Here is an 11,663-nt window from a genome sequence, read left to right on the forward strand (position 1 = left end):
GCCGCCGACCGGCCGGGGGGGCGCCGTAGATTGCTGCTCCCGAGGCAGTTGAGACGGCATGCATGCAAGTGAGCTGAGCCACCCCAATCAGCTGCACGGGCTCACTGTCGCCGAGCTGGAGGCGATCGCCCGCCAGATCCGGGAGAAGCACCTCGAGGTGGTCTCCACCAGCGGAGGACATCTCGGGCCCGGTCTCGGGGTGGTCGAGCTGACCCTCGCCCTCTATCAGACTCTCGATCTCGACCACGACCGGGTGGTCTGGGATGTGGGACACCAGGCCTACCCCCACAAACTGGTCACCGGCCGTTGGAACAATTTTCATACCCTCCGTCAGAAGGATGGCGTCGCCGGCTATCTCAAACGCTGTGAGAGCCGCTTCGATCACTTCGGTGCCGGCCATGCCTCCACGTCGATCTCGGCGGCTCTGGGCATGGCCCTGGCCCGTGATCAGCGCGGCGAGGACTTCAAATGCGTGGCCGTGATCGGAGACGGCGCCCTCACCGGCGGCATGGCCCTGGAGGCGATCAACCACGCCGGCCATCTGCCGAAGACGCGCCTTCTGGTGGTGCTGAACGACAACGACATGTCGATCAGCCCCCCGGTGGGAGCCCTGTCCACCCACCTGAACCGGATGCGGCTGAGCAAGCCGGTTCAGTTCCTGCAGGGCAACGCCGAGGAGGCGATCCGCAGCCTTCCTTTCCTGCATGGTGAGCTGCCCGCTGAGCTGCAGAACCTCAAGGAGAGCCTGAGGCGCCTGGCGGTGCCGAAGGTCGGAGCCGTGTTCGAGGAGCTGGGCTTCACCTACATGGGGCCGGTCGATGGCCATGACATCGGCGCCATGATCCGCACCTTCCAGGCGGCCCACCGTGAGGAGGGGCCGGTGCTGGTGCATGTGGCGACGACCAAGGGCAAGGGCTATGCGTACGCCGAGGCCGACCAGGTGGGATACCACGCCCAGAGCGCCTTCGATCTCGCCACCGGCAAGGCCTATCCCTCCAGCAAGCCCAAGCCGCCGAGCTGGAGCAAGGTGTTCGGCCAGACCCTGGTCAAGATCTGCGAGCAGGATCCGCGGGTGGTCGGGATCACCGCCGCGATGGCCACCGGCACCGGCCTCGACATCCTGGAGAAAGCCCTGCCGAAGCAGTATTTCGACGTCGGCATCGCCGAGCAGCACGCCGTCACCATGGCGGCGGGCATGGCCTGCGAGGGCCTGCGGCCGGTGGTGGCGATCTACAGCACCTTCCTGCAGCGCGCCTACGACCAGCTGATCCACGACGTCGGAATCCAGAACCTGCCCGTCACCTTCGTTCTCGATCGCGCCGGCATCGTCGGCGCCGACGGCCCCACCCACCAGGGCCAGTACGACATCAGCTATCTGCGCGCCGTCCCCAACTTCACGGTGATGGCGCCGAAGGATGAGGCCGAACTGCAGCGCATGCTGGTCACCTCGATCGACCATGACGGGCCCTGTGCCATCCGCTTCCCCCGCGGCGAGGGCGAAGGGGTGCCGCTGATGGAGGAGGGCTGGCAGCCCCTGGAGATCGGCCGGGGCGAGGTGCTTGCCGAGGGTGAGGACCTGCTGATCGTGGCCTATGGCTCGATGGTCTATCCGGCCATGTCCACCGCCGGGTTGCTGCAGGAGCGCGGGGTGCGCGCCACGGTGATCAACGCCCGCTTCCTGCGGCCGCTGGATGAAGCGCTGATCGCGCCCCTGGCCCGCCGCATCGGCCGGGTGGTGACGATGGAGGAGGGCGCCCTGCCCGGAGGCTTCGGCGCTGCCGTGGTGGAGGCCCTCAACGATCAGGAGGTGCTCGTGCCGGTGCTGCGCCTCGGCATCCCTGATGTGCTCGTCGATCACGCCTCGCCGGATCAGAGCAAGCAGGCCCTCGGTCTGACCCCGCCGCAGATGGCGGAGCGGATCCTTGAGCGCTTCGCCGCCTCCCTTGCCCGTCTGCCCCGCCAGGCGGTGGCGGCCCGCGCCTGATCCACGGGGGCTTGCTCTCCGTTCCTGCGGCAGCCCCTCATGACGGGTTTGGTCACCCCGCAGCAGAGGCCTGTGCTGTCCCGCTGGGTGGCTCGTCTGAGCCTGAGGCCCCGCCTTCACCTTGCCGTTCCATGACAACGAGCCCCGCCACCCAGGGACTCCTGGCTTGAGCCACACCCCTCACCCATCCGATGTCTTGGCAGACAACGCAGGCCGGGATCTCAGGACCACGGTGCTGGTGGTGGGGGCCGGGCCCGCCGGCGGTGACCTGGCTCGCCGCGTGGCGTCTGCCGGGGTCTCTGTGTTGCTGGTGGACCAGCTGGCTGATCTCTCCCAGGCCGCCTTCAGCAGTGCTGCCCTGCCGATCTCCGCTCTCGAGCGTCATGGTCTGCCGGCCGCTGTGGTGGCGCATCGCTGGAGCCGCTGGCAGCTGCACGGGCCCGGAGAGGCTTGCCGCGAGTGGCGCGCTGAGCGTCCGCTGGGAGTGGTGCTTGATTTCGCTGCCCTGCGCCGATGGCTGGCCGACGAGGCCGTGCGCTGGGGGGCCCGGCTGCAGCTCGGCTGGCGCGCGCTCGACTGCCGCAGCCAGCCCGACGGCACGCTGCTCACCCGTCTGCGTGATCGCCGCGGCGTGGTGCATCACTGCCGCAGCCGCTGGGTGATCGATGCCTCCGGGCAGGGGCGGGCGCTGCTGGGGGATCCGCCAGACCCTGCCGATCTGGTTTCAGGACTGGGTGTGGAGTGGCTTCTGGAGGTGGGACCCTCCACCTGGGAGCGCTGGCGTGATCGTCTGAGCTTCTGCCTGGGGACGGACTGGGTGCCGCAGGGCTATGGCTGGATCTTCCCGATGCAGCCGGGCCGGCTCAAGGTGGGAGTGTGCCGGCTGCAGGATCCCGGTCGACGGCAACCGCCTTTGGCGCCGCTTCTGGAGGGCTTGATGCAGCGGCAGCTGGTTCAGCAGGGTGAAACCCCGCGGGTGCTGGACCGCCATGGTGGCCTGATCCGCAGCTCGATTCGTCGCCGCGAGCCCCATCGTCGCGGTCGGCTGGTCGGCCTCGGCGACGCGGTGAGCACTGCCAACCTGCTGGGCGGCGAGGGCATCCGCCATGCACTGACCAGCAGCCAGGTGTTGGCTCCGCTGCTGCTGCAGGCGGTGGCGCAGGAGCGGGAGGAGCCTCTGAAGGCTTACGCGTGGCAGCTCCGCCGGCGCCTCGGACCGCGCTGGAGCCTCAGTGGCCGTCTGGCATGCCGCACCTGGCTGGGTCTGCACGACGGTCGCGGCGATCAGCATCTCGCGCGGCTGCTCTCCGGTCTGGAGGTCTGCCCCGCCGAGGATCTGTCGGCGCTGTTGTTTGAGTACCGCTTCGAGCGCTACGGGCTGAGGGCGCTCCCCTATCTGCTCGGTTGGCGCTGACTGGAGCAGTCAGGGAGGGGCGCCCCTGGGAGCGCGCCCTCCGGATGGACAGGTTGGTGGTGGAACCGGCGTTTCAGAGCACGCCGCGGGCAGCCAGGCCCTGGATGGCACCCATGCCGATGAGGTGGCCCAGGGCGGTGGTGCCGAGCATGGCGCCATGGCTGAAGCCGCCGAACAGGGAGGGGCTGGGCAGCTGCAGACCGACGTTGGGCTGCTTGATCGTCGCCTTGCCGATGGCGATGGCGATCACGTTGCAGACGATCATCACCAGAGCCACCTTCGGAGACCAGGTGACGGTGGCGGGGGCGATGGCCAGCAGAGGAGCGAACATCGATTTCAGGGCACGACGCCTCATCTTCTGAGCAGAGCCCGCTGCCTGCCGGTTCGCTTAAGACTTGTTCATTGCGGAGCGCTGCCAGGACGCCGGATCGTTCTCCCGGAGCGGCGGCCGGCCAGGGCTCATCGATCGCCGGGCGGGCCGGGATCCGGCCCAGCTCTGCCGCTGGTGAGCGTGAAGCCCAGCACCACCAGCAGGTTGCTGAGGGTGAGCAAGGCCTCGGCGCCGCCGTGCAACGGGTCGACATCGGCCAGTTGCCGGCCATAGACGCGCAGTGCCACGATCGCGGCGGCGATCGTCACGGCCACGAAGACGAGCGTGAACTGAAAACCGCGCAGGGCCAGACGCGGGAACGCCGGCAGCCGAGACGCCCACCACAGGAAGGCCAGGTAGGGGAGCAGCGACAGCACGAACAGGGGGGTCGGATCGATCGACCCGAGCCGCTGCAGCAGCGACATGGGCAGCTCGTTCATGGTTGAACAGCGGGGAACCCGCCCGTGTCGGCTGCGCCTGTCGCACCAGGGGCTGCCGGTCCCGTTGCGGGCTGAGGCGGATCCACCGGGGCCTGGTCCAGGCCGAGCCGCTGGCGTTGCAGGAGATTCCAGGCTGCGACCGCCAGGGCGACATTGCCGGCCGTCGTCAGGCCGGCCTGCAGCACCACCAGACCCTTGAGTTCGGCGCTGTTGTCGAACAGGTGCCAGGTGCAGGCCGCCATGGCGCTGGCCAGGGCCGGCAGCATCGCCAGGGACAGCCAGCGCCAGCCACCTTCACCCCGTATCTGGCCAAACCGCTGGATCGCGACCATCGCCGCCACCCACTCCAGCACCGAGGCGATGTGAATCCACCAGGTGCCGAGCGACAGAGCGTGCATCAGGCCGCGGAGGGGACCCGTAATGTACGGAGCCGTGCCCTGCCGACGCCTTGAGCGCCCGCGATTCCGCCGTCAGCCCGCCCCGGGTGCTGCTGTGCGGCTACTACGGCGAGCACAATCTCGGCGACGACGCCCTGCTGGAGGTGCTGCTGCGCCAGCTGCCCCAGGGCTGGACGCCTCGCATCACCGCCTTCGACCAGGAGCAGATCCGGCAGCGCTTCCAGGCGGAGTGGCCCACCCTGGAGACAGTGGACCGACGCAGCCCCCGTGCGGTGCTGCAGGCTCTGGCCGGCTGTCAGGCCCTGGTGCTCGGTGGGGGCAGCCTGCTGCAGGACGCCACCAGCTTCCGCAGTCTTCTCTATTACGCGGCTCTGATCCTGGCGGCCCGCAGCCGGGGATTGCCCGTGCTGCTCTGGGGCCAGGGCCTCGGCCCGCTGCGCCGCCGCCGCAGCCGCGCCCTCGCCCGCCTGCTGCTGGGGCTCGTGAACGGCATCAGCTGGCGCGACGCCGCCTCCGCTCACCTGGCGGCTGGCTGGGGAATCCGCGCCGCCCATGGCAGCGATCCGGTCTGGGGGCTGGAGCCGTTGGAGTGGCATGGCCGGGGCGGCCCGATCGTGCTGTGCTGGCGTCCGGTCGATCAGCTTGATGACGCTGGCTGGCGCCAGCTGCTCACAGCGTTGGAGCAGCTGGCGGAACGTACAGGCAGGCCGGTGCACTGGCTGCCCTTCCATCAGCACCAGGATCGCGATCTGCTGGTGGAGCTGCAGCGGCGCCGCCTGGTGGGCGAGGCGCTGCGGCGCCGCAGCGTGCAGGTGGAAGCCGCCACGCCGGAGCAGGCGATGCAGCACTTCCAGGGCGCTTCCCTGGTGCTGGCGATGCGCCTGCATGGCCTGATCCTGGCGGCCCTGGCCGGCAGCCCCTGCGCCGCACTCAGCTACGACCCGAAGGTCGCCGCCGCCGCTGGGGCCCTCGGCTGCCCCTGCCTCGAGCTGGGCGAGCTGCAGCCGGCTGAGCTCGTCGCCGTTGAGGCGCTGCTGGCCAGCTGGCAGCCGCTGCTGGATCAGCCTGGCGATCCGGGCCGGCGCGAGCGGCTGCGGTCGGACACCCGCGTCCACGCCGAGCTTCTGCAGCGGCTGGCTCGCTCCGCCTCCTGATCTCCCGGGTAGAGGTCAGGACCGGCTGGTTGGCCTGATGCCAGCTGCCTGCTTGGCGCGGAACGGAGCCCTCAGGCCTGAGTTCCGACGGCTTGGGTCTGCCTGCTGGCGCTCCTGGTCGGTTGGCTCGCCTCTGAGCCGGCTCAGATCAGAACGCCGCCGCGATCGAGCCGGGCCCTGTCGAGCTGCTGCCCGGACGTGTTCCAGGCCTCGATCGTGAGGCTGCCGGCATCGGCGTGCAGGGAGGCGAAGCCGTAGGTGCTCACCGCCCGGGCGCTGTTGGGGCCAGGTACCACCGGCCGCAGTGTGGCGCCGCCGTTGCCCACATCCAGATAGGTGGTGCCGTCGATCGGCCGGCTGCGCTCGTAGTTGTGGTCGTGGCCGTGGATGTACAGCTGCACGCCGTGGCGCTGGAACAGTGGGGTCAGCCGGGCGATGGCGGCGCGGTCGTTGCCGTAGAGGCCGGAGGAATAGATCGGGTGGTGGCCGACGACAACCTTCCAGGGGGCGCTGCTGGCAGCGAGCACCCGTTTCAGCCAGGGCAGCTGGTGCTGCCAGGCGGCGTTGCCGTTGGTGTCGAGCATGAGGAACTCCACCGGCCCCCGCCGCAGCGTGTACCAGCGGCCCTTCATGCCGAAGCCTGGATAGGCGAGCTGGCCGGCGCCCTTGGCGGTGCGGATGTCGTGGTTGCCGAGCACCGCATGGAAGGGCACCCGCGCGCGCAGCAGATCGCGGTAGGGCCGCTCGAAGGCCGCTTCCACCCGCGCCATCTCGCCCGCGTTGTAGATGTTGTCGCCGCCGAGGATCACCAGATCGGCCGGATCCCGGCGATGCAGGGCGGCCATCGCGGCACCGACCGCCAGCTGGTGCCGATCGCCGCTGCCGCTGTCCGCGGTGGCCAGCCAGTGCAGATGCTCGGTCCTGCCGCTGGGGCCGGCGTGCCCACGCCGGCTGGCGAGCCCGACGCTGAGCGACGCCAGGGTCAGCTGCAGGAGCCTGCGGCGGGAGAGGGCCATGCTGGGGATCCGTGCGGCCGGAAGGTTAAGGGCGATTCGCCCGCCCTCGCTGTGGCTGCTCCGTCACACAGCCCGTCCATGCCGACCGGCAACGATCCATGGCTCTACAACGGTGGGAGCGGTACGGGGACCTGTGGCCCGTTTGAACGAACCGCCGTCCTCCCGCAGGGGTGAACCCCATGCCACAACCGCTTCCTGATTCCTGGCCCGCGCGCCTCAGGCGGCGGGCTGGGCATGTGCTCCTGTCCTTGCGGGCGTTCTCCCCTTACGCCGCTGCTGCGCTGCTGCTGCTGGCCCTGGGCCGCAGCCCGATCAACGAGACCCTCAACCTCCTCTTCTACGACCTCGTGATCGGCATGCGGGCGAGTCCGTCAGGTGCCGACAGCGGCATCCTGGTGGTCGCCATCGATGAAGAGGACATCCGTCGCTATGGCTGGCCGATCGACGACGCCCTCCTCTGCCGTGGGATCGATCGCCTGCTGAGCGGCGGTGCCACTGCGGTGGGGCTGGACATCTATCGCGACAAGGGCGTCGGACCGGATCAGGAATGCCTGCGTCAGCGTTTCAGGGACGAGCCGCGCCTGGTCTCGATCTTCAACGTCGCCGGGCCGATCGGCCCGGTTCCAGGCACGCCGCCCGGTCGCCAGGCCTTCAATGATCTGGTGCTGGATCCTGACGGCGTCGTGCGGCGTGATCTCGTCCATGTGGGTGGCCAGGACGAGGCCACGGTGGCGCTGCCGCTGCGGCTGATGGAAGTGGGCCTGGGGGCTCACTGGCTGCGCCGCGCTGTCGAAGGAGGCACGGCCCCTGGCCCCTGGCTGACCAGCCGCTCCTCCGGTTACGACCAGCTCGACGACGGCGGCTACCAGCAGATGCTGGTGTTCCGGCAGCTGGGCAGTTTTCCGCAGGTGCACCTGCGCGATCTGCTGTCTGCGGACGGGGTCGCCCCGGAGCGGATCCGCCAGCGGCTGGTGCTCATCGGCAGCACGGCCCCCTCCCTGCGCGATGTGTTCTCCGTGCCCCACACGCGCTTCGCCCGGGGGGCCAGCCAGTTGCTGATCCCTGGGGTTGAGGTGCACGCCCACCGGCTGGCAAGCCTTCTCGATCGCCGCGATGGCATCGTCATTCACCGCATCGGTCCGATCCCCGTCGCAGCCAGGCGTGGCCTGGAGGCCCTGGCCCTGCTGCTGGGCGTCGCGACTGGAGAAGGGATCCGCAGCCTTCGCCGCAGCGTCCTGGCCGTGGTGCTTCTGGTGCTGCTGCTGATCGGCTCCGCCCTGATGCTGCTGCTGGTCGCGGGAATCTGGATCGGACCGAGCATGCCGGTCGCCGGTCTGGCCATCGTCTCCGCGGCCGGCTGGGTGCGACGCGGTGCCACCAGTCAGCTGCAGCGGATGCAGATTGAGCGGCTGCTGGGTCAGACCACCTCGCCGGCGGTGGCCCAGCAACTCTGGCTTCAGCGGGAGGATCTGCTGCGGGATGGTCGCTTCGAGGGGCGCCAGCTGTCTGTGACGGTGCTGATGACCGACATGGTGGGCTTCACCTCGGTGTCGGAGCGGCTGGCGCCGGGAGATCTTCTGGACTGGCTGAACAAGGGCATGGCCTCCCTGGTGCCTGCGATCACCCAACGCAAGGGCATGGTCAACAAGTTCACCGGCGATGGGGTGCTGGCGGTGTTCGGCGCTCCGCTCAGCCTGGGAGAGCAGGCCGATGCCCTCGCCGCGATCGAGGCCGCGCTGACCATCCAGGACGATTTTGCTGCCCTCAACGCGCGGCTCGAGGCGGCGGGGGAACCGGCGATGCGCATCCGCGTGGGGGTGCATTCTGGTCCCGTGCTGGCGGGGTCGATGGGCAGCAGCGAGCGCCTCGAGTACGCCGTCATCGGCGACACGGTCAACTGCGCCTCGCGGCTCGAGAGCCTCGACAAGGACCGCCACGACAACATCTGCCGGGTCCTCGTCTCCTCCAGCACCAGGGCCCTGTTGCCTGACGACCTGCCGGTTGCGTGGAACTCCTGGGGGCCGATGGCGGTGAAAGGAAGGAGCGAGCCGCTGGAGATCTGGGAGCTGCGCGGCCGCCTTGGGCAGGCTGAAACGACGACAGCCTGAGGTGTGGCGATGGGTGCTCAGACCAGTTCGCTGCGGGACAGCTGGACGCTGGTCTGGGAGAGTTTCAGGCCCAGATCGCAGGTGAGGGCCTTGAGCAGATCGAGCGCGGCTGCGGGTTGCCGCTCCTGCAGATTCTCGAAATCGGAGCGCTGAAGCACCCAGCATCGGCCTCCGTCGACCGCGGTGATGTCGGCGATGCGCCGGTTGCCGGTGATGAAGGCAATCTCGCCGAAGCACATGCCAGGCCCGAACGTGGCCAGCCGGGTGCGATGCGGCTCCCCCGACAGCGCCTCGAATTCAATGTGGGTGCTGAACAGGCCGTCCCGCACGAGGAACAGTTCATTGCCGGGGTCGCCGCGGTTGATGACCGCTTCTCCTGGTTGGAAGCCGCGCTCGAGCAGCAGGGCCTCCAGTGCGGCTCGGCTCTCGGAAGGCAGGCGGCTGAGGAAGCAAGCCTCGCTGTCCGCAGCCGTGCTGATCGGCTGCTCGCCGCTGGTTCCCTCCATCAGCAGGTTCTCGGCTGTTTCGATCGCGAAGTCGAGTTGGTCGAGCAGCTGCAGGCCCTCGAGCTGCTGGCCGGCGGCCTGAAACATCGCCAGGCGGCCGGCTCGCGAGACGAGCACCTGCAGGCCGCGTTCGAGCAGGAGCCTCAGCTGCCGGTTGAGCAGCTCGTCTGAGGAAGGCGGCAGTTCGGTGACGTGGGCCATGTCGAGAATCAGCACGCGGGTCTGCGGCGGCAGCGCCACCACTGCAGCCGCGAGCTGCTCAAGGGCAGCGAAATCGAGCACGCCCTGGATCTGGATGATGCGGAGCCGGTCGCGATGGGGCTGCAGAAGCGCCAGCTCCCGTTCGCTGCGCCAGCGCCGTGAGGTGCGCTGGCTGCCGCTGTAGACGCGTCGGATCGTGTTGCCTGCCTGGGGAGACTGGTTGAACAGGCTCATCCCGACACCATGGGAGAGCTGGGTGCAGACCGCCACGCCCCGCACGCTGTTGCCGAATCCATCGAGCGGCGGTGAGTAGACGGCGATGCCCAGTCGTCCGGGTACCACCGCCAGCACGCCTCCCGCCACGCCGCTTTTGGCCGGAATGCCGACGTCATGCAGCCACTGACCGGCGAAGTCGTACATGCCGCAGCTGCCCATCAGTGCCAGCACCCGCACACTGATGTCCGGACTGAGCGGCTGTCGGCCCGTGATCGGATTCCGTCCCTGACAGGCGAGAGTGGCGGCCATCACGGCCAGATCGCGGCAGTCCACGCTGATCGCGCACTGGCGGAAGTAGAGATCGAGGCCAGGCTCCGGTGCCGCTTCGATGATGTTGGAATTGCGCAGCAGATAGCCGATGGCACGGTTGCGGTGGCCGGTCTCGCTTTCCGATTGATAGACAGCCTGGTCGACCTCCAACGCGCGGGCGGCGAGTTCGGAGAAGAAGTCGAGAACCAGCTGATCGGCTCCCAGGGGATCATGGGCACTGATCTGGGCTGAGATCGCGATCGCCCCGGCATTGATCATCGGGTTGCGCGGCTTGCCGGTGTCAGGGTCAAGGCTGATGGCGTTGAAGGCCTCTCCGGAGGGCTCCACGTCCACCTTCAGCGCCAGCCGTTCCGGCGTCAGCAGTTTGATGCCGAGGCCGAACACGAAGGGTTTGGAGATCGACTGGATCGTGAACGGTTTGCGCGTGTCACCCACCTCATAGATGCGGCCGCTGGCCGTGGTGATCGCAATCCCGAAATCCTGTGGACAGGCCTTTGCCAGTTCCGGGATGTAGGACGCCACCTCTCCCTCATCCAATGAGGCGAAGCGACTGTGCAGCTCATTGAGGACGTCCTGGATCACATTCGCCGAGCCGGCCTGCCCGGCATGGCTTGATTCCTCAGGGGGAATAACGTCCGATGGGATGGGGGCCAACGGATGCAGGCAAAATCTCATCCATCCCATCCCATTTCGGGATGGGATTCTGTGATCGGTGCTACGGCTCGCCAGGTCGCCCGCATAGAGACTCTGTAGCGCTGACCTGCAGCCTGTGGTTCGTTCAATGCATCACCACTCGTAGCATCGCCATTCAGGACTTGTTCAGCGTCAGGCAGCGCACCGGCAGCGTCGCGGGCCAATCGGTGGTGATCAGGTCACTGAGCCCGAAGGCCTGGCTCACCTCGGCAAGCGGAACCCGTCCCCCACAGGACTGCCGGAGCCTCATCAGAACGGTCTGCACACGCCTGTCTTCAGCGGAGACATCTTTCACCAGCAGGCTCAGGGCTGGGGGCGCCTCTGCGGCGATGAAGGCGAGGGGATCATCGCTGGCTGTCGCGCTGGCACTGTCGCAGCGGTAGGAGGAGGACCAGACGGTGTCCGCTCCGCTGGGCGCTGGGGTGAGCAACGTGATGCCGGCCCCTGCTGCGGGCAGTTCACGCTGCTGCGGCGTTGAAGGGGCTCCCTTGAGCGGCCGGAACTCCACCCGGATCGGCTGGGGCGTGGCGATCGGGCCCTCCAGCAGAGCCACGCTGCGATCGGCACCAGGGGCATACACGCTGGAGGTCGGCACCAGATGGGCCAGCGTTCTCGAGGTGCATTCTCCCCGTGTCCCTCCACCGACCCGACGGCCCGGAAACGTGTTGCGCGGATTGGCCTGAGCCAGGGCCTGCCCGGCGCAGATCAGCACCAGCGCGGCACTCCACAGCAGTGCCAGGCGACGGGCCGTCGAGCGGATGGTGCGGGACGAGGCGGACCGGCGCGGGCCGGCAGGGGTGGAAATGGACACGATGTGTGGGTGGGGGGGTGCG

At 68.7% G+C, this 11,663-nt stretch carries 9 protein-coding genes and 1 pseudogene; 4 read left to right on the forward strand and 6 right to left on the reverse strand.

What is annotated here, in order from left to right; translation table 11 throughout:
• The first annotated feature begins 58 nt into the window (after window positions 1-58).
• Complete coding sequence (dxs, locus tag H8F25_RS03605; protein ID WP_197212051.1) at window positions 59-1,984, forward strand: 1-deoxy-D-xylulose-5-phosphate synthase; 1,926 nt, start codon at window positions 59-61, stop codon at window positions 1,982-1,984.
• A 196-nt stretch (window positions 1,985-2,180) separates the two neighbouring features.
• Window positions 2,181-3,398: an NAD(P)/FAD-dependent oxidoreductase gene (locus H8F25_RS03610; RefSeq protein ID WP_231597045.1), complete on the forward strand. Its 1,218-nt coding sequence runs from the start codon at window positions 2,181-2,183 to the stop codon at window positions 3,396-3,398.
• Window positions 3,399-3,471: 73 nt separating this feature from the next.
• Here the strand turns inward: H8F25_RS03610 and psaK are convergent, their stop codons facing one another.
• The 3 genes and pseudogenes from psaK to H8F25_RS03625 all read right to left on the reverse strand — a co-directional run.
• Window positions 3,472-3,729, reverse strand: coding sequence for a photosystem I reaction center subunit PsaK (gene psaK / locus H8F25_RS03615; protein ID WP_197212052.1), 258 nt, complete (start codon window positions 3,727-3,729; stop codon window positions 3,472-3,474).
• Window positions 3,730-3,857: 128 nt separating this feature from the next.
• The gene (locus H8F25_RS03620; RefSeq protein WP_197212053.1) at window positions 3,858-4,208 is read right to left on the reverse strand and encodes a DUF3593 domain-containing protein; all 351 of its coding nucleotides are present in this window, start codon (window positions 4,206-4,208) and stop codon (window positions 3,858-3,860) included.
• 107 nt (window positions 4,209-4,315) lie between these two features.
• Window positions 4,316-4,606: pseudogene (locus tag H8F25_RS03625) on the reverse strand (DUF2499 domain-containing protein); the annotation flags it as partial.
• A 50-nt stretch (window positions 4,607-4,656) separates the two neighbouring features.
• On the opposite strand from H8F25_RS03625, the gene csaB reads away from it, so the two are divergent.
• The gene (gene csaB, locus H8F25_RS03630; protein WP_197212055.1) at window positions 4,657-5,760 is read left to right on the forward strand and encodes a polysaccharide pyruvyl transferase CsaB; all 1,104 of its coding nucleotides are present in this window, start codon (window positions 4,657-4,659) and stop codon (window positions 5,758-5,760) included.
• Between the two features lie 143 nt (window positions 5,761-5,903).
• On the opposite strand, the gene H8F25_RS03635 is transcribed toward csaB, so the two are convergent.
• Window positions 5,904-6,776, reverse strand: coding sequence for a metallophosphoesterase (locus H8F25_RS03635; protein ID WP_197212056.1), 873 nt, complete (start codon window positions 6,774-6,776; stop codon window positions 5,904-5,906).
• 248 nt (window positions 6,777-7,024) lie between these two features.
• Between H8F25_RS03635 and H8F25_RS03640 the strand changes: the two genes are divergently transcribed.
• A complete protein-coding gene (locus tag H8F25_RS03640; RefSeq protein ID WP_231597046.1) occupies window positions 7,025-8,884 on the forward strand; it encodes a CHASE2 domain-containing protein in 1,860 nt (619 codons plus the stop codon).
• Window positions 8,885-8,901: 17 nt separating this feature from the next.
• Here the strand turns inward: H8F25_RS03640 and glsA are convergent, their stop codons facing one another.
• Both glsA and H8F25_RS03650 read right to left on the reverse strand, forming a co-directional pair.
• Entirely contained in the window at window positions 8,902-10,719 is a 1,818-nt protein-coding gene (glsA, locus tag H8F25_RS03645; protein ID WP_231597047.1) for a glutaminase A, read from the reverse strand.
• A 226-nt stretch (window positions 10,720-10,945) separates the two neighbouring features.
• Window positions 10,946-11,641, reverse strand: a complete 696-nt coding sequence (locus H8F25_RS03650) for a hypothetical protein (protein WP_197212059.1) — start codon at window positions 11,639-11,641, stop codon at window positions 10,946-10,948.
• Window positions 11,642-11,663: the final 22 nt, after the last annotated feature.

Source organism: Synechococcus sp. CBW1004 (genome assembly GCF_015840715.1).
Lineage (GTDB): Bacteria > Cyanobacteriota > Cyanobacteriia > PCC-6307 > Cyanobiaceae > Cyanobium.